At 65.1% G+C, this 24,263-nt stretch carries 21 protein-coding genes and 1 pseudogene; 10 read left to right on the forward strand and 12 right to left on the reverse strand.

All coding sequences use genetic code 11. From position 1 onward, the window contains the following. Positions 1-168 precede the first annotated feature (168 nt). From BC1002_RS04250 to BC1002_RS04260, 3 genes are all read right to left on the reverse strand, one after another. Positions 169-1,389 carry a benzoate/H(+) symporter BenE family transporter gene (locus BC1002_RS04250; RefSeq protein WP_013088841.1) on the reverse strand — a complete coding sequence of 407 codons (1,221 nt, stop codon included), beginning with the start codon at positions 1,387-1,389 and terminating at the stop codon, positions 169-171. Positions 1,390-1,450: 61 nt separating this feature from the next. After that, positions 1,451-2,626 carry a vWA domain-containing protein gene (locus BC1002_RS04255; protein WP_013088842.1) on the reverse strand — a complete coding sequence of 392 codons (1,176 nt, stop codon included), beginning with the start codon at positions 2,624-2,626 and terminating at the stop codon, positions 1,451-1,453. Between the two features lie 28 nt (positions 2,627-2,654). Beyond that, positions 2,655-3,497, reverse strand: coding sequence for an AAA family ATPase (locus tag BC1002_RS04260; RefSeq protein ID WP_013088843.1), 843 nt, complete (start codon positions 3,495-3,497; stop codon positions 2,655-2,657). A 327-nt stretch (positions 3,498-3,824) separates the two neighbouring features. Between BC1002_RS04260 and BC1002_RS04265 the strand changes: the two genes are divergently transcribed. Further along, positions 3,825-4,193 carry a c-type cytochrome gene (locus tag BC1002_RS04265; RefSeq protein ID WP_013088844.1) on the forward strand — a complete coding sequence of 123 codons (369 nt, stop codon included), beginning with the start codon at positions 3,825-3,827 and terminating at the stop codon, positions 4,191-4,193. 46 nt (positions 4,194-4,239) lie between these two features. Beyond that, positions 4,240-4,620 (forward strand): c-type cytochrome, encoded by a 381-nt coding sequence (locus tag BC1002_RS04270; RefSeq protein WP_013088845.1) that lies wholly within the window; start codon positions 4,240-4,242, stop codon positions 4,618-4,620. Between the two features lie 92 nt (positions 4,621-4,712). On the opposite strand, the gene BC1002_RS04275 is transcribed toward BC1002_RS04270, so the two are convergent. The 3 genes from BC1002_RS04275 to rsxB all read right to left on the reverse strand — a co-directional run bounded on the left by BC1002_RS04275 (position 4,713) and on the right by rsxB (position 6,892). Further along, positions 4,713-5,147: a DUF1841 family protein gene (locus BC1002_RS04275; RefSeq protein ID WP_013088846.1), complete on the reverse strand. Its 435-nt coding sequence runs from the start codon at positions 5,145-5,147 to the stop codon at positions 4,713-4,715. A 151-nt stretch (positions 5,148-5,298) separates the two neighbouring features. Further along, positions 5,299-5,943 carry an endonuclease III gene (nth, locus tag BC1002_RS04280; protein ID WP_013088847.1) on the reverse strand — a complete coding sequence of 215 codons (645 nt, stop codon included), beginning with the start codon at positions 5,941-5,943 and terminating at the stop codon, positions 5,299-5,301. A gap of 43 nt (positions 5,944-5,986) precedes the next feature. Then, entirely contained in the window at positions 5,987-6,892 is a 906-nt protein-coding gene (rsxB, locus tag BC1002_RS04285; RefSeq protein WP_013088848.1) for an electron transport complex subunit RsxB, read from the reverse strand. A 241-nt stretch (positions 6,893-7,133) separates the two neighbouring features. Between rsxB and BC1002_RS04290 the strand changes: the two genes are divergently transcribed. Beyond that, positions 7,134-7,766 (forward strand): TetR/AcrR family transcriptional regulator, encoded by a 633-nt coding sequence (locus tag BC1002_RS04290; protein ID WP_013088849.1) that lies wholly within the window; start codon positions 7,134-7,136, stop codon positions 7,764-7,766. Between the two features lie 123 nt (positions 7,767-7,889). On the opposite strand, the gene BC1002_RS04295 is transcribed toward BC1002_RS04290, so the two are convergent. The 3 genes from BC1002_RS04295 to BC1002_RS38375 form a co-directional block, all read right to left on the reverse strand. Further along, positions 7,890-9,167 carry a polyhydroxyalkanoate depolymerase gene (locus BC1002_RS04295; RefSeq protein WP_013088850.1) on the reverse strand — a complete coding sequence of 426 codons (1,278 nt, stop codon included), beginning with the start codon at positions 9,165-9,167 and terminating at the stop codon, positions 7,890-7,892. Between the two features lie 179 nt (positions 9,168-9,346). Further along, on the reverse strand, positions 9,347-11,236 hold the full coding sequence (locus tag BC1002_RS04300) for a glycoside hydrolase family 15 protein (protein ID WP_013088851.1): 1,890 nt from the start codon (positions 11,234-11,236) through the stop codon (positions 9,347-9,349). Positions 11,237-11,305: 69 nt separating this feature from the next. Continuing rightward, entirely contained in the window at positions 11,306-11,446 is a 141-nt protein-coding gene (locus tag BC1002_RS38375; RefSeq protein ID WP_184139220.1) for a hypothetical protein, read from the reverse strand. 35 nt (positions 11,447-11,481) lie between these two features. Between BC1002_RS38375 and BC1002_RS04305 the strand changes: the two genes are divergently transcribed. Then, positions 11,482-11,727: a hypothetical protein gene (locus BC1002_RS04305; RefSeq protein WP_013088852.1), complete on the forward strand. Its 246-nt coding sequence runs from the start codon at positions 11,482-11,484 to the stop codon at positions 11,725-11,727. A 209-nt stretch (positions 11,728-11,936) separates the two neighbouring features. Here the strand turns inward: BC1002_RS04305 and BC1002_RS36050 are convergent, their stop codons facing one another. After that, the gene (locus BC1002_RS36050; RefSeq protein ID WP_013088853.1) at positions 11,937-12,089 is read right to left on the reverse strand and encodes a DUF3096 domain-containing protein; all 153 of its coding nucleotides are present in this window, start codon (positions 12,087-12,089) and stop codon (positions 11,937-11,939) included. Positions 12,090-12,509: 420 nt separating this feature from the next. Here BC1002_RS36050 and BC1002_RS04310 point away from each other — a divergent pair, with 420 nt between their 5' ends. Continuing rightward, entirely contained in the window at positions 12,510-13,676 is a 1,167-nt protein-coding gene (locus BC1002_RS04310; protein WP_041734303.1) for a lactonase family protein, read from the forward strand. Between the two features lie 103 nt (positions 13,677-13,779). Here the strand turns inward: BC1002_RS04310 and BC1002_RS39970 are convergent. Continuing rightward, positions 13,780-15,363 (reverse strand): annotated as a pseudogene (locus tag BC1002_RS39970) (DNA translocase FtsK); the annotation flags it as partial. A gap of 2,606 nt (positions 15,364-17,969) precedes the next feature. After that, positions 17,970-18,506, reverse strand: a complete 537-nt coding sequence (locus BC1002_RS04320) for an META domain-containing protein (protein WP_013088856.1) — start codon at positions 18,504-18,506, stop codon at positions 17,970-17,972. Positions 18,507-18,753: 247 nt separating this feature from the next. Between BC1002_RS04320 and purT the strand changes: the two genes are divergently transcribed. The 5 genes from purT to BC1002_RS04345 all read left to right on the forward strand — a co-directional run bounded on the left by purT (position 18,754) and on the right by BC1002_RS04345 (position 24,123). After that, positions 18,754-19,968: a formate-dependent phosphoribosylglycinamide formyltransferase gene (purT, locus tag BC1002_RS04325; protein WP_013088857.1), complete on the forward strand. Its 1,215-nt coding sequence runs from the start codon at positions 18,754-18,756 to the stop codon at positions 19,966-19,968. A 78-nt stretch (positions 19,969-20,046) separates the two neighbouring features. Then, a complete protein-coding gene (locus BC1002_RS04330; protein ID WP_013088858.1) occupies positions 20,047-20,259 on the forward strand; it encodes a DUF6726 family protein in 213 nt (70 codons plus the stop codon). A 112-nt stretch (positions 20,260-20,371) separates the two neighbouring features. Next, the gene (locus BC1002_RS04335) at positions 20,372-20,755 is read left to right on the forward strand and encodes an MliC family protein (RefSeq protein WP_013088859.1); all 384 of its coding nucleotides are present in this window, start codon (positions 20,372-20,374) and stop codon (positions 20,753-20,755) included. 233 nt (positions 20,756-20,988) lie between these two features. Then, entirely contained in the window at positions 20,989-22,641 is a 1,653-nt protein-coding gene (locus BC1002_RS04340) for an acetolactate synthase large subunit (protein WP_013088860.1), read from the forward strand. A gap of 45 nt (positions 22,642-22,686) precedes the next feature. Then, on the forward strand, positions 22,687-24,123 hold the full coding sequence (locus BC1002_RS04345) for an aldehyde dehydrogenase family protein (protein WP_013088861.1): 1,437 nt from the start codon (positions 22,687-22,689) through the stop codon (positions 24,121-24,123). Positions 24,124-24,263: the final 140 nt, after the last annotated feature.

The following is a 24,263-nucleotide window of genomic DNA, read 5'->3' on the forward strand; positions in this document are numbered from 1 at the left end:
GCGCCGGCTGGATAAAACAGAGCGATCAGCCGGTGCCGGTGGCCGCGGGTCAAGCCGCAGCGCATCCCGCGATGGCGCGGGGAAACGCTGCCGGATACATCTATTCTATGGCGGATCGCCGAGGACGGCATGATCACCGGGTAGCGACAGCCGGGCGTGGCGATCCGTTCACACGCGGCGCGCGTTCAGCACGACTTGCGTGATCACACCGGCGACGAGCCCCCAAAACGCCGAGCCGATCGACAGCAGCGTGAGCCCCGAGGCGGTCACCATGAACGTGACGAGCGCCGCCTCGCGCTGCCGCGTATCCTGCATTGCGTTGGCGAGCCCGCTCATGATCGAGCCGAACAGCGCGAGCGCCGCGACGGAGACGACCAGCTCCTTCGGAAACGCCGCGAACAGCGCGGCGATCGTCGCGCCGAACACCCCCGCGAGCAGATAGAAAATGCCGCCCCATACGGCCGCCGTGTAGCGCCGCGCGGGGTTTTCGTGCGCTTCGGGGCCGGTGCAGATCGCCGCCGTGATCGCCGCAAGATTGATGCCGTGCGAGCCGAACGGCGCGAGCAGTAGCGACGCGACGCCGGTCGTCGCGATCAGCGGCGCGGACGGGGTCGTATAGCCGTCGGCGCGCAGCACCGCGATGCCCGGCACGTTCTGCGAGGCCATCGCGACCACGAACAGCGGAATGCCGATGCTCACGCACGCCGCCACCGAAAACGACGGCATCGTCAGCACCGGATGCGCTAGCGCGACGTGAAAGTGGCTGAAATCGAGCAGCCCGAGGCCGCCGGCGGCTGCCGTGCCGACCACCAGCGTGGTCGGAATCGCGTAACGCGGCACGAACCGTTTGACGATCAGATACGCGAAGAACATCGTCAGCACGAGCGCGGTCTGGTACTGCGCGGCACGAAAAATTTCGATGCCGATCTCGAACAGGATGCCCGCGAGCAGCGCCGCCGCGAGGCCGGACGGAATCCGCTTCATCAGCGCGTCGAACCAGCCGGTGACGCCAACCAACGTCAGCAGCGCAGCGCAGAAGATGAACGCGCCGATCGCCTGCGCATACTCGACATGCGGCAGCGACGACACCAGTAGCGCCGCGCCCGGCGTCGACCACGCGATCACGATCGGCGCGCGATAGCGCAGCGACAGGCCGATCGTGCACAGGCCCATGCCGATCGACAGCGCGCAGATCCACGACGAAATCTGCGCGTCGCTCAGATGCGCGGCCTGGCCCGCCTGGAACATCAGCACGAGCGAGCTCGTGTAGCCGGTCATCGCCGCGACGAAGCCCGCGACGATCGTCGACAGCGACGTATCGGCGAGCGGATTGAAGCGCCTCCGCGACGCGGCGGCGGGGGACAACTGGGGCGACGGGGACGAACTCATGCGAAGGCTTTGTTGTTGTGGAAGTTGAAGCGTCGGGACGTGGGTTCTGAAACGACGGGCGTTACTTGCTCAGCACCCGCATGGCCGTCTCCAGGCCCGCGAGCGTCAGCGGATACATGCGGTGGCCCAGCACTTCGCGGATCGCGCTGACCGACTGCCGGTACGGCCACAGCGCTTCCGGTTCGGGGTTCAGCCACGCGAAGTGCGGGAAGTGATCGGCGAGCCGGCGCAACCATACGGCGCCGGCCTCGGCGTTGTTGTACTCGACGGAGCCGCCCGGCTGCAACACTTCGTACGGGCTCATCGTCGCGTCGCCGACGAAGATCAGCTTGTAGTCGGGCGTGAACTTGTGCAGTACGTCCCATGTCGGCGTGCGCTCGGCGTGGCGACGGCGGTTGTTCTTCCACAGGAAGTCGTACACGCAGTTGTGGAAGTAGTAGAACTCGAGGTGCTTGAACTCGGCCTTCGCGGCGGAGAACAGCTCCTCGGTGCGCTTCACGTGATCGTCCATCGAGCCGCCGACGTCGAGCAGCATCAGCACCTTCACGTTGTTGTGCCGCTCGGGCACCATCTTCAGATCGAGCCAGCCGGCGTTCGCGGCAGTGCTGCGGATCGTGTCGGGCAGGTCGAGTTCTTCCGCGGCGCCCTCGCGGGCGAAGCGGCGCAAGCGCCGCAGCGCGACCTTGATGTTGCGCGTGCCGATCTCGACCTGGTCGTCGTAGTCGCGGTACGCGCGCGCCTCCCAGACCTTGACGGCCGTGCGATTGCCGGCCGCGTCGCCGCCGATGCGCACGCCCTCTGGGTTATAGCCGCCGTTGCCGAACGGCGACGTGCCCCCCGTGCCGATCCATTTGTTGCCGCCCTCGTGACGCTCCTTCTGCTCGTCGAACAATTCCTTCAGACGCTCCATCAGCTTGTCGATGCCGCCCAGCGCCTCGATCTGCGCCTTTTCCTCGGGCGACAGGTCGCGTTGCAGTTTCTTCTTCAGCCAGTCGAGCGGAATGTCGAACGCGAGCTCCGAGCTCGCCGCGACACCGTTGAAAAAAGCGCCGAACGCCTGGTCGAACTTGTCGAAGTACTGCTCGTCTTTCACGAGCGTGATGCGCGAAAGGTAGTAGAACTCGTCGAGCGACGGCGCGATCACGTTGGCCTTCAGCGCTTCGAGCAGCGTCAGGTATTCCTTCACCGAGACCGGCAGTTTGGCGGCGCGCAGCGAGTAGAAGAAGTCGATCAGCATGCTGGATGTCCTGCGGCGCGGTGCACGCTCAACGGTTATTGCGGTTCATGAACAGCAGCCGCTCGAACAGGCTCACGTCCTGTTCGTTCTTCAGCAGCGCGCCGTGCAGCGGCGGCACGACCTGCTTGTGGTCGGCCGAGCGCAGCGCCTCGGGCGGAATGTCTTCGGCGAGCAGCAGCTTGAGCCAGTCGAGCAGTTCCGACGTGGACGGCTTCTTCTTCAGCCCCGCGACGTTGCGCAGCTCGAAGAAGCTCTGCAGCGCGGCGGCGAGCAGGTCCTTCTTGATGCCGGGGTAGTGCACGTCGACGATCTGCTGCATCGTCGTCGCATCGGGAAACTTGATGTAGTGGAAGAAGCAGCGGCGCAGGAACGCGTCGGGCAATTCCTTCTCGTTGTTCGACGTGATGATCACGAGCGGGCGATGCTTCGCGCGCACCAGTTCGCGCGTCTCGTACACGTAGAACTCCATCCGGTCGAGTTCGCGCAGCAGGTCGTTCGGGAATTCGATGTCGGCCTTGTCGATCTCGTCGATCAGCAGCACGCTCTGCTCGTCCGATTCGAACGCCTGCCACAGCACGCCCTTGACGATGTAGTTGCGGATGTCCTTCACGCGCTCGTCGCCGAGCTGCGAATCGCGCAGACGCGACACCGCGTCGTATTCGTATAGCCCCTGCTGGGCCTTGGTGGTCGACTTGATGTGCCATTGCAAGAGCGGCATGCCGAGCGCGGCGGCGACTTCCTCGGCGAGCATGGTCTTGCCGGTGCCGGGTTCGCCCTTGATCAGGAGCGGACGCTTGAGCGTCATCGCGGCATTGACCGCGAGCTTGAGGTCGTCGGTGGCGACGTACTGCGATGAGCCTTCGAAACGCATGGCGAGATGCTCTGGTTCGGGAAAAAACCCAGTATAAGTCAGAAGGCCTGTTGGCCTGAAACCGGCTCACGTATGGTGTCAGCCGCGCCGGGAAGACGCGACGCAGCCGCTGCGGTGCCCGCCGTGGCGTCATCGCGAAGCCGCTGCGAGCACCGCGCGCGGCCCGTCCAGACGGGCGTTGCGCGGCTCCCGCGTGTTGTGGACGTTCGGCGCGGCGTCGCGGTACAATGGGCCCGATTTTTTTGGCCTGCGTGGCCACCCTATAAGAAGAACGGCCGGACCGCTGCCTTTGTGGGCACCCGTTTCCCCTCAAGCCAGGTTACATCTATGAATAAATTCGTCGGCAAACACGTCGTGATCGCAGCGCTGTCAGTGCTCGCGGGGTACGCGGTCAGTGCGCAGGCAGCGGATGTCGTAGGCAACGCCAAGGCGGGCCAGGACAAGGTCGCGATGTGTATCGGCTGCCACGGCATCCCTGAATACCGCACGGCTTATCCAGAGGTTTTCCGCGTGCCGAAGCTCGGTGGGCAAAATCAGGCCTACCTCGAGATCGCGCTGCGCGCCTACAAGAAGGGCGACCGCCATTTCGACACGATGCACGCGATCGCGACGTCGCTGTCGGATCAGGACATTGCCGACATCGCCGCCTACTACGCAGCGCAAACTGCCGCTTCGAAAAACAATCCCGACAAGTGATCGGCGTCGGTCACCAGTACATCCAATTCGCGGGATAGGAGATTTCATGATCAAGCCCCAACAGGCACTCCACACGGTATTCAAGACGGTCGGCGCGGCGGCGGTAATCGGTCTGGCCGTGGCGAACATCGCTCACGCGGCTGACGCGGGCAACGGCAAGGTGCTCGCCGACAGTCATAACTGCGCGGCCTGCCACGGTCCCGGCCTGAACAAGCCGGTGAGCCCGGAGTATCCGAAGCTGGCCGGTCAGCACTCCGACTACGTGTACTGGGCGCTGCGTCAGTACCAGATGGGCACCGGCAATCCGCACCTCGGCCGCAACAACGCGATCATGCAGGCACAGGTGCAGAGCCTGTCGCTAGGCGATATGAAGGACATCGCTGCTTACGTCGAATCGCTGGAAGGCGACCTCGTGCAGAAGAAGTAAGCGTAGGGCGCGGGTTTCGCGCCGCGGCTTCAAAAGCAAAACACCCCGCCTCGGCGGGGTGTTTTGCTTTCGGGGCGTCGCGCCCGGTTTTGTCAGTCGCGCGTCGCGCGCCGTTCGATACGCTGCAGATATGCGTCCGTGTCCGGCGGTGTGCCGGTGCGCTGCGCTTCCCAGATGGTTTCGCCGAGGCAGTCCATAATCGCGTGCTGCGCCTCGTGCGTCGAGCCGAGGCGCGCGGCGAGCCGTTCGTGCGCGGCGCGAATGCCCGGCGGCTGATCGATCGACAACTGTTCGGAGATCGCCAGATGCATCGACAGGTGCAGGAACGGATTGGTCTGGCCGCGTTCCGGCGAATAGTCTTGCGCCTGGGCGGCGGGGGCGTCGGCGAGGTCGGCGTGATATTCCGGATGCTCGACGATCCAGTCGGCGGCGATCGCCTCGAGCGGCGTCAGAATCTCGCCTTGGCGCTGTTTGCGCCAGGTGTCGGTGAAAAAGAGGCGAACTTCGTCGCGGCTGGGATTGAACATCGTGGGACCGGTGGATGCGTGGGAGTGGGGCGTGCGTGGCGCGCGACAGCGTGTGTACGCAGTGCGCACTGCATGTAAAGCATCATTTTACGCGGCGGCCGTTCGGGCTGCAGGCGCGCTGCGCGGTCCGGAGTTTCGGGCTGGGCCGCCCTTACAGATCGGGCGGCGGGGTCTTCGGCCGGAACTCGCACAGCGGCTCGATCACGCAATGCCAACATTCCGGGCGGCGCGCCTTGCACACGTAGCGTCCATGCAGGATCAGCCAGTGGTGCGCGTCCTTCTTGAATTCAGCGGGCGTGAATTTTTCGAGCGCTGCTTCGACCGCGCGCACGTCCTTGCCGGGCGCGAGGCCGGTGCGGTTGGCGACGCGGAAGATGTGCGTGTCGACCGCGATGGTCGAATGGCCGAACGCGGTGTTCAGGATCACGTTGGCCGTTTTGCGGCCGACACCCGGCAGCCCTTCGAGCGCCGCGCGATCCTCGGGCACTTCGCCGCCGTACTGGTCGAGCAGAATGCGACAGGTCGCGATCACGTTCTTCGCCTTCGTGCGATACAGGCCGATCGTCTTGATATAGCTCGCGACACCTTCCTCGCCCAGGTCGAACACCTTTTGCGGTGTGTTCGCGACCGGGAACATCCGGCGCATCGCCTTGTTGACCGACACGTCGGTCGCTTGCGCCGACAGCAGCACCGCGATCAGCAGTTCGAACGGCGTCGTGTACTCGAGCTCGGTGGTTGGATGCGGATTCAGGCTCTGGAGCGTTTCGTAGATCGCGCGGCGTTTGTTCGCGTTCATGCGGAGCGGGTCCGTGTGGGTGGGGAAGGGTGCGCGAGGGTGGTCAACGCGCGGTCGGCGGCACGTTCGACGGCGGCTCCGACTCGCCGGACTCGTTGGACGACGGCTGCGAGCCGCGTGAGTCTTCGCCGCTGGCAAGACCAAGACGGCGGCGGCGCGCTTCGGCGGCGTCGATCTGCGCCTGCACGTCGGCGCTGACGTTCTCGGTGTTCAGCGGTCCCTGGCCTTTCGCGGCCAGCTCTTCCTTCTTCTTGCGCGCGCGTTCGAGCGCGGCCTGGATGATCGCGCGTTTCTTCGCTTCGGCGTCGTCCGCGATCGGGGCGGTGGGGGCCTCGGACGGCGCTGTCGCGCCGCTGGCGCCAACCGCGCCGGACGCCGCCGCCACCGGCCCGCTCGTACTCGCGGCTCGCCGCGCCGCAGCACGCGCTTCGGCGGCGTCGCGCTCGCGCGCGAGACGGCTGTCGTGGCGGTTGTGACGCGCTCGCGCCGCGTCTGCCTCGCTCTGGCTCCATGCATCCCAGCCGGTGGCCTCGCCGGTCACGGGCAGCATCGCGATGCAGTCGACCGGGCAGGGCGGCACGCACAGGTCGCAGCCGGTACAGAGTTCGGCGATCACGGTGTGCATCTGTTTCGGTGCGCCAACTATCGCGTCGACCGGACATGCCTGCATGCACAGCGTGCAGCCGATGCACACCTGTTCGTCGATAACCGCCAAGGGGCGCGGACGTTCGACGCCATTGGCGGAATTGAGCGGAATCACCGGTTTGCCGAGTAGCGCGGCGAGGCGCGCGATGCCCTCGGCACCGCCGGGCGGGCACTGGTTATAGTTCGCCTCGCCGCTGGCGACGGCTTCGGCATATGGACGGCATGCGGGATAACCGCACTTCGTGCATTGCGTTTGGGGCAGCAGATCTTCGATGCGATCCGCGAGTGTTTTGACGTCTGTCACGGTTACGGCGCGGGGGTTTGCCGTGCGATCGCACGACCTGAACTAAATAGCACATTATCGCCGATTTCCCGGATTGCCATTCGCAATCCATGTGCCATAATCGAAGCGCTTCATTCGAAAGACCGCAGAAAAGGGTGTGTTTCCCAACCACGACGCGCCCGCTAAACGCCGCCAACAAAAAGGCTCGAGGAGAGGCCGGCGGCGCGATCCGGATAACGCGGCTCACGAAGACGATGCCACCATGAATCAGCCGAAAATCAAAAGAGATCCTGAAGGCACGAGGCGCCGCATTTTGCTTGCGGCGGCGGAAGAGTTTGCAAATGGAGGACTGTTCGGCGCACGAGTCGATCAGATCGCTCGCCGCGCCGAAACCAATGAACGAATGCTCTATTACTACTTCGGTAGCAAGGAGCAGCTATTCACCGCTGTACTCGAGCACGCGTTCAGCGCGCTCAATGAAGCGGAACGCACGCTCGAACTCAACGGAATCGCGCCCGTCGAGGCGGTTACGCGTCTCGCACATTTCGTGTGGGACTACTACCGCGATCATCCTGAGTTATTGAGACTCATCAACAACGAGAATCTGCATGAAGCACGCTATATGCAGAAATCGACGCGCATACGCGAAATGATCTCGCCGATCGTCGCCACGCTCGGCGGCATTCTCGAGCGCGGGCAGCGCGCGGGGTTGTTTCGCACGAACATCGACCCGCTGCGCTTTTACGTGACGCTTTCGGGCATGGGCTACTACATCGTGTCGAACCGCTTCACGCTCGAAGCGACGCTCGGCCGCGATTTCAGCAGCGCCGCCGAACGCAGCGAGGTGATTCAGATGAATACCGAACTGCTGCTCGCGTATCTGTTGAGAAAGTAACGGGGAGTACCGCGGTGATGATTGCCGCGGCCAAACATCAGTATCACGAATGAAGCGCGATAAAAAAGCCAACGGCCTCGAAGGAGGCCGTTGGCTTTTTATATGCTATTGCAAGTTTAATGCTCAGGCTTCGACTTTTTCTTTCGCCGGTTTTGCTGTCTTGTTGTGCTCGAGGATGAAGTCGCGCAATTGCGGATAAATGATCGTGCGCCAGCGGCGGCCCGAGAAAATGCCGTAGTGGCCGCATTTCTCCGCGGTGAAGTGACGCTTGTTCTTCTCCGCTATGCCGCTGCACAGGTCGTGCGCCGCGTAGGTCTGGCCGTCGCCTGAAATGTCGTCGAGTTCGCCTTCAATCGTAAACAGCGCGGTCGTCGTGATGTCCTGCGGCCGCACCCGCTCGCCGTTGACGACCCACGTGCCCTCGGCGAGACGGAATTCCTGGAACACGACGCGGATCGTGTCGAGGTAATAGTCGGCATCCATGTCGAGCACCGCGTTGTACTCGTCGTAGAAGCGGCGGTGCGCTTCGGCGTCGTCTTCGTCGCCGCGCAGCAGGCTCTGGTAGAAATCCCAGTGCGATGCCGCATGACGCTCCGGATTCATCGCGACGAAGCCAGTGTGCTGCAGGAAGCCGGGATAGACCTTGCGGCCCGTGCCCGGATAGTTCGGCGGCACGGTGAAGATCACGTTGTTCTCGAACCATTCGTACGAGTGCTGCGTGGCAAGCGAATTGACCGCGGTCGGGCTCTTCCGAGCGTCGATCGGGCCGCCCATCATCGTCATTGTGCGCGGCGTGTCCTCGCCGCGGCTCGCCATCAGCGAAATGGCGGCGAGCACCGGCACGGTCGGCTGGCACACCGAAATCACGTGCAGATTCTTCGCCCCGATATGGCGAATGAATTCCTGGATATACGCGATGTAATCGTTCAGACCGAACCAGCCGGCCTCGAGCGGCACCATGCGCGCGTCGATCCAGTCGGTGATGTAGACCTTGTGGTCTTGCAGCAACGTGCGCACGGTATCGCGAAGCAGCGTGGCGTGGTGTCCTGACAACGGTGCGCAAACCAGCACGACCGGCTCGTCTTTCAATTGGCTGACTGCTTCACTGTCGTCCGCGAAACGCTTGAAGCGCATCAGACGGCAGAATGGCTTCTCGATGATCGTCTGCTCGACGATCGGAATGTTATGTCCGTCCTTAACAATCTGATGAATGTTGAACTCGGGTTTTTCGTAATCCTTGCCGAGCCGGTAAAGCAGTTCGTAGCCGGCGGACAGGCGCGTGGCGCCCGGCACATAGGCTAAGGGACTGGCCGGGTTCGCAAATGATTTCGATGCGGCCTGGGCCCAGGCGGTAAGGGGGCTCAACATCGCCCGGCTGAATTCGTGCAGTTGATAGAGCATGTTTGCTCCGTTTTAAGCGGTTCGCATTGGGCTTCGCAAACACGCGTGAAGCGTTGCGGCGGGCCATTCTGGTTGTGGGCACATTGTTGTTGGCCGACAGTCGGATCGATAATATCGAACAAAGCAATCTTGTGCAATGCAACAATTTTCGCATTCAGTGTACGCAAACTGTCACGGCGTCATGCTAGTGGCGATGCTGCCCCGCCGCTATCAGGGCTTGCCTGACCCTCAAGCTCCATCGAGCGCATGCCGTTATGCGCCGGATGGCCGGTTGCCTGCGCCATCTCCTGCTCGTGCTTCATCAGGTTCAGGCCGGTGTGCACGAGCGCCACGTGTGAGAACGCCTGCGGAAAATTGCCGACCAGACGTTTTTCGGCTGGATCGTACTCCTCGGACAGCAGGCCGACGTCGTTGCACAGCGCGAGCAGCCGCTCGTACATTTCGATCGCTTCCGGCACGCGCCCCTGCAGCGCGAGGTTATCCACCATCCAGAACGAACACGCAAGAAAGGTGCCCTCTCCGGGCGGCAAGCCATCATCGTATTCGTTGGTGCGGTAGCGCAGCACGAAGCCGCCGTGCATCAGATCCCGCTCGATTGCCTCGACGGTACCCTTGATGCGTGGGTCCTGCGGCGGCAGGAAGGCGACCAGAGGCATCAGCAGCACGCTCGCGTCGAGCTGGTCGCTGCCGTAGTACTGCGAGAACGCGTTCAGCTTCGGATTCCACGCCTTCTCGCAGACCTCGGCGTGGATCGTGTCGCGCGTCGCGCGCCATTGGTCGAGCGGGCCGTCGAGCTTGAACATTTCCGCCGAGCGGATCGCGCGGTCGAACGCGACCCACGCCATCACCTTCGAAAACGTGAAATGCTCGCGGCCACCACGGGTCTCCCAGATGCCTTCGTCGGGTTCGCGCCAGATCTTGGTCAGATGCTCGAGCATCGCGCGCTGCACGCTCCACGCGGTAACGTCCGCCTGCAGGCCGCCCACGCGCGCGAGATGCAGCGCGTTCATCACTTCGCCGTAGACGTCGAGCTGAAGCTGCCCGACCGCGTTGTTGCCGATGCGCACCGGTTTCGCGCCTTCATAGCCGGGCAGCCAGTCGATTTCGGATTCGGGCAGGCGTCGCTCGCCGCCGATGCCGTACATGATCTGCAACTGGTCCGGCGCACCCGCCATCACGCGGCCGAGCCAGCTGCGCCAGGCGCGCGCTTCGTCGTAGTAGCCGCCGCGCATCATCGCGAGCAGCGTGATGGTCGCGTCGCGCAGCCAGCAGTAGCGATAGTCCCAGTTGCGCGTGCCGCCGAGCTTCTCGGGCAGCGACGTGGTGGGCGCCGCGACGATGCCGCCGGTCGGCTCGTAGGCGAGCGCGCGCAGTGTGATCAGCGAACGGCGGATCGGCTCGGCCCAGCGTCCTTCGACGGTGCCGCGCGCCGCCCATTCGAGCCAGTGGTTCTCGGTGCGCGCGAGCGACGTGTGCGGGTCGCGCGCGGGCGGAATGCGCAGATGCGACGCCGCGTAGGCGAGCGAGAACGGCACCCGCTCGCCCTCGGTCACCGTGAATTCCGCGACGGTCTTCATATCTTCGCCGTGCAGTTCGACCGGCGTGCGCAGCACGGCGTTGTCGGGGCCGACGATCGCCTTGATGCCGCTGTCATGCTTGAGTTTGTCGACCCATGGGATCGAGAAGCCGTAGTCGAAGCGCAGCACGAGTTCCATCTTCATGCGCACTGTGCCGCGCTTGCCGACGACGATGCGGATCAGCTCCGACCAGCCGTTGCCGGGCGGCATGAAATCGATCAGTGTGACGGCGCCGTCGGGTGTTTCGAAGTCGGTTTCGAGGATCAGCGTTTCGCCCCGATAGCGCCGCGTGATGGTCGGCGCGCCGTGTTCGCCCTGGGTGGCGGGGGCGATCTGCCAGCGGCCGTTGTCGGGCGTGCCGAGCAGCGCGGCGAAGCAGGCGCCCGAGTCGAAGCGCGGCCAGCAGAGCCAGTCGACGGAACCCTCGCGGGAGATGAGCGCAGCAGTATGGCCGTCGCCGATGAGTGCGTAGTCTTCGAGGTGTGAAGGCATGGAAAGCGTGTCGAAAAACGAGTCGTTATTACGGACGGCGACAGCAGCCGCGCTTCGAGTGGGTGTTAATTACCGGACCGCGATCGGCAGTGTTTGGTTCACCGCATAGTGCGGCAAAACGCGGGTTGGAAAATTGTCAAATCCATGCATAAAATCAAAGTTCATGCCGATGTCCGGTGACCTGCCGGACTGCGAATCGGCCTTGCTCATGGCGCATGCAGACGCCGTTTCCGAGGACGAAAGCCATGCTGAACCCTTCGAAATCCGATTGCATCACGATTCTCTCGGCCGCCAGCCAGCTTGCCGGCGACTCCATGCTGCCACTCGATCACGGCCGGCTCGGCCTGAGCCGCAATGGCATGTTGGCTGCAGCGTCCTTCCTGGTCGAGCGGGCCTGCTTCCGGCGCTATCAGCAGAATGCCGATCATTATGCGGTCGGCGCGCTGTCGTTGCAGGGGCGTTTGCGGCTCGAACAGCTGGCGAACGGCTGAGCGGTCGCGAGGAGCTTTCGTAGCACGGGTCGCTTGCGTCTACGCGCCTTCGCATTCCGTATCCGCATCTTCGCGCTGCGTCGCGCCACGTCACGTCGATTGTTCGCGTGGCGCGGCGAGTGCCGCTGGCACCGCGCGAAGCTTCCCTTCGCGCAAATCCATCTCGATACCGGGCGCAAACTCGCGCCCGGTATCACGTCGCCTGTCGCTCACAGATGCGACGAGCCCACGCCGAAGATCCCGATGATGCCGATGATGATCAGGTAAAGCGCGACGATGTAGTTCAACAGGCGCGGCATGATCAGGATCAGGATGCCGGCGATCAGCGAAACGAGCGGGCCCAGGCTGAGAGTGACGTTCATGGAGACTCCGTGGTTGATACGCGTGATGCGCGATTGAGAAAACGCTCGAAAAAACGCCCCGGCGCGCGGGACCAAAGCCGCTGGCGCAGCCCGCGCGTCAGCGGTGGATTCACTGCATGATCCGACCTAACGCTCTTATACTCACTTCGACAACAACAACGCGGAACGACGCTCGCTTCGCGGCGCGGCAGACCAGACACCGTTACAACCGCTCGTACCCGGGCTCGTTCGCGAGCCCGTACAGACAATCGATGTCGAGGAGGTCTCATGCTTCACCGTCGCCGTGCCGCCGGGCGAGTTGCCGCGCGCCCAGTTCCGACTTCCGCTTTTACTTCTGCTCTTGCCAGTGTTGCCGTCCAGGGTTCCGGTCCGCGGGGCGCGGACCGCGTCGCCGGTTCGATAATAAAAGGTTTCGTGCTCATGGTTTCGATGCTTGCTTCGCACGCGTATGCGCAAGATTCTGGCCCGGTTCCCGCGGACGGCGTCTATACGATGCTGGTCGGCACTTACACCAGCGGCAAGAGCGAGGGCATCTACGTGTTTCGCTTCGATACGAAGACCGGCGCGGCGACCCAGGTGTCGGTCGCACAGACGGTCAATCCGTCGTTTCTGGTCGTGAGCCGCGACCGCCGCTTCGTCTATTCGGTCAACGAACTGCCAGGCGACAACGGCCCGGCCACGCAGCGCGGCAACATCAGCGCGTTCGGCTTCGATGCCGCGCGCGGCCAGCTGACGTTTCTGAACAAGGTGTCGTCGGAAGGCAATGATCCGTGTTATCTGAGCATCTCACCGGACGGCAAGTATCTGCTGACCGCGAACTATTCGGTCGCGCCCGACCCGGGAGGCAGCTTCGCGGTGTTTCCGCTGCAGACGAACGGCCAGGTGGGCGCCGCGGTGCAGACCGTGCATCACGAGGGCGGCGGCCCGGTGAAAGGGCGGCAGGACAACTCGCACGTGCATTCGACCGTGTTCTCGCCTGACGGCCACTATCTGTTCGCGCAGGATCTCGGCGCCGACAAGCTGTACTCATACCGTTACGCGCCGCAGAGCAGCACCGGCGCGGGCCCATTCGTCGTGACGGACTGGGGCTACGCGCAGCAGAAGGCCGGCACGGGTCCACGCCATCTGATTTTCAGCGCCGACGGCAGGCACGCGTATCTGACGAGCGAACTCGCGGCGAGCGTCAGCACGTTCGACTACCACGACGGCAGACTGAAGCTCGTGCAGACGTTGCCTTTGAGCGAGCCCGGCTTCAAGGGGCAGGTGGCCGCGGCGGCGATCCATCTGTCGCCGGACGGACGCTTCGTGTATGCGTCCAATCGCGGCGACGCGAACGAGATCGTGATCTTCTCGGTCGATCCCGCCAATGGGCATCTGAAGCAGATCGGCCGGCAGTCGAGCCTCGGCAAATCGCCGCGCGAGTTCACCATCGATCCGACCGGCAACTGGCTGATCGTTGGCAATCAGTTGAGCGACACCGTCTACGTGTTCAAGCGCGATCAGCAGACGGGGCTGCTCGAGCCGAATCCGAAGCAGCATTTCGAGCTCGGTTCGCCGGTCGATTTCAAGCTGGTGTCGCCGTCATGATGCACGGTGCGCGCGGATAAATAAAAACGGACAGCTCACATCGTGAGGCTGTCCATTTTTTCACCGTGTCATTGCCGACCCGGCCTGGCTATTCACCGGCCGCTCATTCCGCCGGTCCCGGCGCCAGCACTTCGCGGCTGCCGTTGATGCTCATCGCCGACACGAGCCCGGCCGTCTCCATCTGCTCGACGAGCCGCGCCGCACGGTTATAGCCGATGCGCAATTGCCGCTGCACCGACGAGATCGACGCACGCCGCGTGCGCACGACGAACGCCACCGCTTCGTCGTACAGCGGATCGGCTTCCGCATCCGGCGCTTCGCCGAACAGGTCCTGGGCCGCGCCGCCATCGGTGGCCGGGCCGTCGAGAATGCCTTCCTCGTATTGCGGCTCGCCGAACTGCTTCAGATACTCGACGATCGCATGCACTTCCTCGTCGGCGACGAACGCGCCGTGCACGCGCTGCGGATAGCCGGTGCCCGGCGGCAGGAACAGCATGTCGCCCTGGCCGAGCAGCGACTCGGCGCCCATCTGGTCGAGAATCGTGCGCGAGTCGATTTTCGACGACACCTGGAACGCGACGCGCGTCGGAATGTTCGCCTTGATGAGGCCGGTGATCACGTCGACGGACGGCCGCTGCGTCGCGAGGATCAGGTGAATGCCGGCCGCGCGCGCCTTCTGCGCGAGCCGCGCGATCAGTTCCTCGATCTTCTTGCCGGCGACCATCATCAGGTCGGCGAGCTCGTCGATGACGACGACGATCAGCGGCAGCGGCGCGAGCGGCTCGGGCGCATCGGGCGTCAGCGAGAACGGGTTGCCGAGCTTCTTGCCCTTCGCCTCGGTGTCGCGGATCTTCTGGTTGAAGCCGGCGAGATTGCGCACGCCGACCGCCGACATCAGCCGGTAGCGCTTCTCCATTTCGCCGACGCACCAGTTCAGCGCGTTGGCCGCGAGCTTCATGTCGGTGACGACCGGCGCGAGCAGATGCGGAATGCCTTCGTAGACCGAAAGCTCGAGCATCTTCGGGTCGATCATGATCAGGCGCACTTCCTCGGGCGTCGCTTTGAACAGCAGCGAGCAGATCATCGCGTTGATCGCAACGGACTTGCCCGAACCGGTCGTGCCGGCCACCAGCATATGCGGCGCCTTCGCGAGATCGGCGACGACCGGATGGCCGGTGATGTCCTTGCCCATCGCGAGCGTCAGTTGCGAGTGCGAATTCTGGTAGACGCTTGCTTCGAGAATTTCCGACAGGCGGATCGTTTGACGCTTCGCGTTCGGCAGTTCGAGGCCCATGCAGGTCTTGCCCGGAATCGTCTCGACCACGCGGATCGACGTGAGACCGAGACCGCGCGACAGGTCCTTCATCAGACCGACGATCTGGCTGCCGCGCACACCGAGCGCCGGCTCCACTTCGAAACGCGTGATGACCGGCCCCGCCGATGCGCCGACCACCGTCACCGGCACCTTGAATTCCTGCAGGCGCTGCTCGATCAGCTGGCCGGTTTCGCGGAGCTTTTCGTCCGGGATCGGTTCGATGTCGGCGTCGGCGGGGGCGAGCAGATCGAGCGTCGGCAGTTCGACCATCGATGCGGCCGGCGCATGGAACTCGAAGCCGTTGACCGGCGCGTGGCCGCGCAGCGGCGCGCGGGCGGCGGGCTCGCTGGCGGGTTGGGCCTGCGGTTGCGGTGTGGGTGCGGGAGCGGGCGACAGAGTGGGTGACGGTTCGGCTGCCGGTGTGTTCGTGGCAGGCGTCGCGTTTGCGCCGATCGAAGGCTGGAGGCTGGTCGCCGGCGCGGCGAGGCCCGGGAAACGGACCACATTCGAGACGACGGCTGGTGCGGTCGCCAGCGTAGCGGGGTTCGGCGCACTCGTCGAGGTCGACGACGGCGAGTCGTTCGTCGGCTCGTTGGCGGGCTCAGTCCCAGCCGGCAGGGCAGGGGCGTGCGACGTCGGGTGCGTTGGCGGCGTTGCGGGCTCACCTGGCCGCGCGCTTTCGCTCGCGAACTCTGATGCGGGCGCGCCGGACCACGGCGGCACGCTTGCGCTCGGTGGTGCGGCCTCCGTTTGCGACGGGTCCGCCGGTGCAACCACGCGTTGAGCCGAGGCCGGGCCGAGCTTGCTCTCCCAAGGCACGAGCGTTTTGTCGATGACGATTTCGACGACGGGCGCCGGCGCTGGCAGCGGCGTGGAGGAGGCGACGGAAGCAGGTTCGACGGTTCGTGCGGATTCTTCCCCTTCCGATGCCGGGACGCTAGTGCTTGTCCCCGTGTGCGGCGAATCGTCTTCGATCGCCGGGTCGTCCTCGTGCTTGGCGTCGTCCTGCAAGCTGGCTGCAAAGCGCTGGAACGGCGTCGCCATCGCAGGCTCGGGTTGCGGCGCGCTTACAGCAGATTCCGCGACGGCAGGCTCAGCCGCAAGGGATGCCGACGGCTCGACAGCCGCGGGCGTGCCGGTGACAGGGGCCGTAGACACGGGAACATGCGGCGTCTCTGCGACAGAGAGTGGCTCCATAATCGCGGCTTCGACAACCGCAGCCGCCACGTCGGCCACCGGCTCGATCGCGGTCGTCGTCTGTGGCGCAGCCGTGAGCGGCGGATGAATGACCGGCGGTTCGGTCGGCCATTGCGCAACCGCTTCGTTGCCGCCCTCGACTGACGTGTCGGACTCGGTAACAGCATGCTCAGCCGGCAACTCGACCGGTGCGGCTTCTTGCTGCGACTGCGCTGGCAACACCGTCTCGCCCTTTTCGACAGGCAGCACGTCCCGCTGCGTCGGCGGCACATCGAACGTTGTCGACGTACGTTCCACATCGCCAATCTTCGCGCTATCGGCGCCACGGCTGCGCGCGAGGCTCACGCCGGCCATGTCGGTCCAGCGCGCGGCGTTTTCCGCGATGCTGCGCAGCGTTTCCTCGACGCTCGCCGGCGGCTCGACCGTCGACGCGTTCGCCATCGTCCGCGTGAAGTCCGGTGTAGCCCGGCGCGCTGTTGACGGCAATGTGACGCCGTTGGCGCGCTGAGCGGCCGGGAACGGTTGACGCGCGGTCGCGCCGCGATTGAGCGGCGCGCTGCCATCGGTCGGACGTGGCAGCGACGACGCACGGCCGCCGCGGCCCGCGGCATTGATCGATCCCGCCGTCATGCCGACCCCAGCACCGGACGCTGCGGACCGGCCCGCCATTGCCTGTGCCGCTCGCGCCGACACGCCGGACGCATTGGCGGCCGTCGCGGCCAATGCGGCGCTGGAACCGAACGGCGCGGCCACGCGCTGTTCGCCGACCGAGCGCCGGCCGGCCTGCGCAGCGCCATCACGCACCGGCATGCCCGCTGCGGGCGACGCACCTGGCGATCCCGCCGCCGCCGTTGCCGCACGCGGCTCCGTCGTGCGTAGCCAGCCGGCCGGCGCGACCGGCTCGGTCGGCACGAATGGTGCGGCGGACATGTCCGCGCCTTTGTCTACCTGCGGCGCCTGCGTTGCGATCGACGCTGCCGGACGCGGCGACGCGCTCGACCCTGTGCGCAACACCGGCTCGATCTGCTTGACCGGCGCACGCGCCGCGCTAGCGGCCGCATCGGCGCGCCAGCTTGCGCCGGCGCCACGGGCGGCAGCCTCCTTGCTACCCGCGATGCCAGCCGCAGCGGCGGCGCCCGCGCCGCGCCCGCTCGCGGGCGGACGCCACACGGTCGGCCGCGCGTAGCGACCCCTGCTATTGCGCGGCGCCATCGTGTTGGTTGCGGGCGAAACATGCGACGGCGCGCCGTCGTCGACGGAGCGGTGGCGGCGCGCATCTTCGTCGCGCTTCGCGAGTCCGCGCGACAGACCGAGGCCGAACGCGCCGTCGGCCCACGCGGCGACCTCGCTCCAGCGAAAGTCGATCAGCCACGGCAGGCTGATCAACAGCAGCGCGAGCGCCGCGAGCGGCGTGCCGATATGGCCGAGTAAATGCCCAAGCCCCGCGGCGAGCGCATGACCGAACCCATTGACGCCGGCGATGCCGATTAGCGAGCCCTCGAGCGTGCAGCTCGCGATCAGCACGCAGACGAAGCCGAGCCACAGCCGGATCGTGCCGGGGCCGCGCAGACCCGCGCCGCCCGGCAGCACCGACTTCACGAGGCGCCACAAAAGAGGAATGAACCAGACGGCCGACCCGCCGAACCAGCCGAAAACTACCGTGTGCATACCAGAGATCTACGAATGACGGAGCGCGCGAGAAGCGCGATCCGTCGAGTTTAAACGGCGCAGCGTGCGGCTTCGAAGGCCGGCGCGAGTCCCGAACGCGGCGCAAACTCGCATCACTTGTCGCTGCGATCGAACATCAGCGTGTCGCCGTTGTCGAGGATCAGCTGCATCTGCTGCGGTGCTCGCATCTGCACGCCGGTGCGAGCGATGCGCTCGAGCGCTTCGAGGAACGGCTTTTCGATGTCGCCGGCCGGCGACACGCACGCCTTGCGCGTGCCGGCGAGGGTGCCGAAGCTCAGCTTGCCGTCCTTCAGCATGTACGAACCCATGAAGCGGTTGCAGCCCGAAAAGCCGCTCGCATGGCGTCGGCCGCCTTCGGTCGACAACGTGAGCGTGAGCGGGCCCTGATCGTTCGCCGGCACCGCGCGCGCCGTGCCGTCGGCGTTCTTCCACGAGTTCAGCACCCAGCTGGTGTCGTCGAGTAGTTGCACGGCGGCGGGATTGAACGGATCGGGTGGCGGCGCCGATGCATCCGGATGCTTCGGGATCGCGCAGGCACCGAGAAGCGCGGTGATGCTCAACGCGGCGACGGCCGTGCGCAGGCACGGAGTGATGCGCGCAAGACGTCGCGGGCGGGAGCGGATGAGCATGGCGTCGTTCCTGTTCAAACTGGCGAAGGCGTAAGGGTAACGTACTAAGCTTGTCGTGCGCGAGCGATGCTAGCGGTGACGCGCTCGCGGCTGCGAACGTCGACGCGGCGATACGCTTGCGCCCGACCGCGACGGCCTCATAAGCGCATCCTGAGAGCACCCCGAGCGCCGCGCGGCAAGGGGTCCGCATGTTAACATCGCGGTCTATCCAATCCCACCCTCATCCCGACTTTTATCTGGAGTTCCCATGCAGATCGGCCAACGGATCGGCACCCCCCTTTCTGAATCCGCGACGCGCGTGATGCTGCTCGGCGCCGGCGAGCTCGGCAAGGAAGTGATCATCGCGCTGCAACGGCTGGGCGTCGAAGTGATCGCCGTCGACCGTTACCCGAACGCGCCGGGCCATCAGGTCGCGCATCGCGCGCACGTGATCGACATGACCGACCGCGCCGCGCTGCGCGCGCTGGTCGAGCAGGAGCGCCCGCATCTGATCGTCCCCGAAATCGAGGCGATTGCCACCGACGAGCTCGCCGCGATCGAAACCGAGGCGCTCGCCGAAGTGATTCCGACCGCGCGCGCCACCCAGCTGACGATGAACCGCGAAGGCATCCGCCGCCTCGCTGCGGAAGAGCTCGGCCTCGCGACCTCGCCGTACGCGTTCGCCGATTCGCTCGACGAGCTGCGCGCGGGCATCGCGAAGGTCGGCTATCCGTGCGTCGTGAAGCCGGTGATGTCGTCCTCGGGCAAGGGGCAGTCGGTATTGCGCCGCGACGCCGACATCGAACCCGCCTGGCAGTACGCGATGGCGGGCGGCCGCGTGAATTTCGGGCGCGTGATCGTCGAGGGTTTCATCGACTTCGAATATGAAATCACGCAGCTCACCGTGCGCGCGATCGACCCGGCGAACGGCGCGGTCAGCACGTATTTCTGCGACCCGATCGGCCACGTGCAGGTGGCGGGCGACTATGTCGAATCGTGGCAGCCGCAGCCGATGAGCCCGCTCGCACTCGAGCGCTCGCGCGAGATCGCGCACAAGGTGACGGCGGCGCTCGGCGGCCGCGGCCTCTTCGGCGTGGAACTTTTCGTGCGCGGCGACGACGTATGGTTTTCGGAAGTCAGCCCGCGTCCGCACGACACGGGGCTCGTCACGCTGTGCTCGCAGCGCTTCTCGGAGTTCGAACTGCATGCGCGCGCGATCCTCGGCCTGCCGGTCGATACGTCGTTGCGTGCGCCGGGCGCGTCGGCGGTGATCTACGGTGGGCGCGACGAGACCGGCATCGCGTTCGAAGGCGTCGCGGCGGCACTCGCGGTGCCCAACTCGGACCTGCGCCTGTTCGGTAAGCCGGAGAGCTTCGTCAAACGCCGCATGGGCGTCGCCCTTGCGACCGGCGAGAATATCGACGAAGCGCGCTCGCGTGCGAAGCAGGCTGCGGCGGCGGTTCGGCCGGTGTCGGCGAAGTAACGGGCAGACGGCGACGCGCGGCGTACGCCGGATTCGATGCTGGCTTATCGCGGCAAAAAGATCGGAGTAGAGGATCGTATGGCGCTTGAATCGCGTAGCAATCCTTGGCGCGGCGCGCTTCGCCTGGTCGGCGCACTCGGCGTGGCGTTCGCGCTGTGTGCCGGTATCAGCGGCTGCGGGCTCGCGGCGGCGCCTTGCCGGGTCGCTTCGGCGGGACTAAAGATCGTGCCGGTGGTCGGGCACGTCGCCGCCGCGCCGACCGATGCGTGCGCCGACGTGATCGATCCTTGAAACGTCGTTAGCTGTCCGCGAGTTGCCCATGAGCTGCCCGTAACCCGTCTGTGACCGGCGTGGCGGCCGGTATGCCTTCCCTGCCTGACCCCCGCAACAATCGAGGTGTTCGATGAAGACACGGCGTGTCGCATTTCTCACGGTGGCAGCATCGATGGTGGCCTGGCTGGCGGCATCTTCCGGCGGCGCATCGGCCGCGCCGTTGCAGTTCAAGAACATCGAAGGCAAAAACCACCAGACGCGCAAATACACGTGCGCGACCGGCAAGATCCTGCAGGTCACTTACTGGAACGCGTCGAACGGCCAGAGCTTCGCCGTGCTGCCGGTGAAAGGCACGTCGATGCTGTTCGTCAACACTGTCTCGGCGTCCGGCGTGAAGTACCAGGCCGGCAGCTATACGTGGTGGACCAAGGGTCCGCGCGCCAATCTATATGACTTGACGAGCGGCGAGAACGCGCCGCCGATTCTCTCCGACTGCGTAACGGTGATTCGCTGATTCATTGAACGGCGCACGCCTCATGCGGCGGCTTCATCATCTGCCGCCGCCTGCTTCTTCTTGCGCCCGGCTTGCTGCCCCTCGCGCACATCGTTTCCATTCGAGTAGTAAGCTGTCCAGCATGGCGTTCGCCATGCCGTTTGCCATGCCGCGCGCGCGATCCGGTGTTTCGCGCGCAGCCGTCGTTGTCGTCTTCGATTGTCCGTCCCCCGAGTCATCAAGCGAGACCCTCAATGAAAGCATCGGACCTGTTCGTCAAATCGCTGGAAGCCGAAGGTGTCGAGTATGTGTTCGGCATCCCCGGTGAAGAAAATCTCGATCTGCTCGAGTCGCTGCGCCGCTCGAAAATCCGTCTGATCCTCACGCGCCACGAGCAGGCGGCCGGCTTCATGGCCGCCACCTACGGCCGGCTCACCGGCCGCACGGGAGTATGTCTGGCGACGCTCGGCCCCGGCGCGACCAACTTCGTGACCGCGGCCGCTTACGCCCAACTGGGCGGCATGCCGATGCTGATGGTCACGGGCCAGAAGCCGATCAAGTCGAGCAAGCAGGGCCATTTCCAGATCGTCGACGTGGTGCGGATGATGGAGCCGCTCACCAAGTACACGCGCCAGATCGTGTCGATCGGCAATATTCCGGCGGCGGTGCGCGAGGCCGTGCGCCGCGCCGAGGAGGAGCGCCCGGGCGCCACGCACCTCGAATTGCCCGAGGACGTTGCGCACGAGGAGGGCGACGGCAAGCCGATTCCGAAGAGCTACAGCCGCCGCCCGGTCGCCGAAGAGAAAGGGGTCGCGCGCGCGGTCGAGGCGATCACCGCCGCGAAGCATCCGCTCTTGATGATCGGCGCGGGCGGCAACCGCAAGACCACGACGAAGATGCTGCGCGAATTCGTCGACCAGATCGGCATTCCGTTTTTCACGACGCAGATGGGCAAGGGTGTGATCGACGAATCGCATCCGATGTGGCTCGGCAACGCGACGCTCTCCGACGGCGACTTCGTGCATCGCGCGATCGAGCACGCGGACTGCATCATCAACGTCGGTCACGACGTGATCGAAAAGCCGCCGTTTTTCATGCGCAGCGGCGAGGCGGGCGAAAAGACGGTGATCCACGTGAACTTCCTCGGCGCTGAAGTCGATCCGGTGTACTTCCCGCAGATCGAAGTGGTCGGCGATATCGCGAATGCGGTGTGGCAGCTGAAGGAGAGCCTGAAGACGCGTCAGGAGCATTGGGACTTCACGCGCTTCAAGGAGATCAAGGAGCACTTCGAGGCGCATCTGGTCAAGGGCCAGCACGACGACCGCTTTCCGATGTATCCGGTGCGGATCGTCAACGACGTATACGAGGCCACGCCGGTCGACGGCATCGTGTGTCTGGACAACGGCATGTACAAGATCTGGTTCGCGCGCTACTACCGCGCGCACGAACCGAATTCGCTGCTGCTCGACAACGCATTGGCGTCGATGGGCGCGGGGCTGCCGTCGGCGATCGCGAGCAAGATCGTGCATCCGGAGCGCAAGGTGATCGCCGTGTGCGGCGACGGCGGCTTCATGATGAACTCGCAGGAGCTCGAAACGGCGGTGCGCCTGAAGCTCGATCTGGTGATCCTGATCCTGCGCGACGACGCGTTCGGCATGATCCGCTGGAAGCAGGAAAACATGAACTTCCCGGACTACGGCATGACGCTTGCGAACCCGGATTTCGTCGCCTATGCGCAGAGCTATGGCGCGCAGGGGCATCGGGTCGAGGCCGCCGAACAGTTCGCGCCGCTGTTGCGCGAGTGCTTCGTGACGCCCGGCGTGCACGTGATCGACGTGCCGATCGACTATTCGGACAACGAGCGCGTGCTCAACCGCGAGATCAAGCGGTTGTCCGCGCGGCTTTGAGTCTCTGTGCATCGACGCCGTGAATCGCTTAAAGGAGAGCGCGACATGTTGCAGAAAACCTATCCTTACTACCTCGCGAACGAGCCGGTCGCCGCCAACACCGATCTCGAAGTCACCGACAAATTCAGCGGCGAAGTCGCCACCCGCGTCGCGATGGCCGACGCGGCCGCGATCGACAAGGCGATCGGCCTTGCGGTCGATGCGATGCCCGCGATGCGCGCCTATCCACCGTTCAAGCGCCAGGCCGTGCTCGAACACTGCGTGAAGCGCTTTCGCGAGCGCTACGACGAACTGGCGCTTGCGCTGTGCATCGAGGCGGGCAAGCCGATCAACGATTCGAAGGGCGAAGTCACGCGCCTGATCGACACGTTCAAGGTCGCTGCGGAAGAGAGTGTGCGGATCGACGGCGAGATCATCAACCTGCAGATTTCGCCGCGCGCGAACGGTTACCACGCCTACGTGAAGCGCGTGCCGATCGGGCCGTGCTCGTTCATCTCGCCGTTCAATTTTCCGTTGAACCTGACCGCGCACAAGGTCGCGCCGGCGATCGCGGCGGGCGTGCCGTTCGTGCTGAAGCCGGCGAGCCGCACGCCGGTCGGTGCGCTGATCATGGGCGAAATTCTCGCTGAAACCGATCTGCCGAAGGGCGCGTTCTCGATTTTGCCCGCGCACCGCGACGGCGCCGACCTGTTTACGACCGACGAGCGCTTCAAGCTGCTGTCGTTCACCGGGTCGCCGGCGGTCGGCTGGGAGCTGAAGCGCAAAGCCGGCAAGAAGAAGGTGATTCTCGAGCTGGGCGGCAACGCCGCGGCGATCGTCGACGGCGATCAGGGCGGCAAGCTCGACTACGTGGTCGAGCGGCTCGCATTCGGCGCGTTCTATCAGTCGGGGCAGAGCTGCATCGGCGTGCAGCGGATTCTCGCGCATGCGAGCGTCTACGACGCGCTGCGCGAGAAGCTGATCGCGAAGACGAAGTCGCTGGTGATGGGCGATCCGAAGCACGAGAAGACCTTCGTCGGGCCGATGATCTCGGAATCGGAGGCGAAGCGGCTCGCCGGCTGGATGGAGGGAGCCGTGCAGGCGGGCGCGCAAATCGTCGCGGGCGGCAAAGTCGACGGCGCGATGTTCGAGGCGACGCTGCTCGAAGGCGTGAAGCGCGACACCGATCTGTATCGCAAGGAGGCGTTCGGGCCGGTTGCGATCCTCGAGCGCTTCAACGATTTCGAAGCGGCGCTCGCTCAGGTCAACGACAGCGACTTCGGCCTGCAGGCCGGCGTGTTCACCGATTCGCTCGCGCATGCGCATCGCGCGTGGGATGCGCTCGAAGTGGGCGGCGTCGTGATCAACGACGTGCCGTCGTTTCGCGTCGACAACATGCCGTATGGCGGCGTCAAGGATTCGGGGCTCGGACGCGAGGGCGTGCGCTACGCGATCGAGGATATGACCGAGCTGCGGCTGATGGTGATGCGCGAGACGTGGTGAGCGGGGCGATTTGACGTTGGGCGGCGCGCGCGGTGGCCGACGAACGCCGCGCACCGCCCAGGCGCCCGGCTGTCATGCCACTGTCGTCTCTGCGCACTACGCCGGGACCGAAGCAACGGCCGCGAGCCGCCGGCCAGCCG

Source organism: Paraburkholderia atlantica (assembly GCF_000092885.1).
GTDB lineage: Bacteria > Pseudomonadota > Gammaproteobacteria > Burkholderiales > Burkholderiaceae > Paraburkholderia > Paraburkholderia atlantica.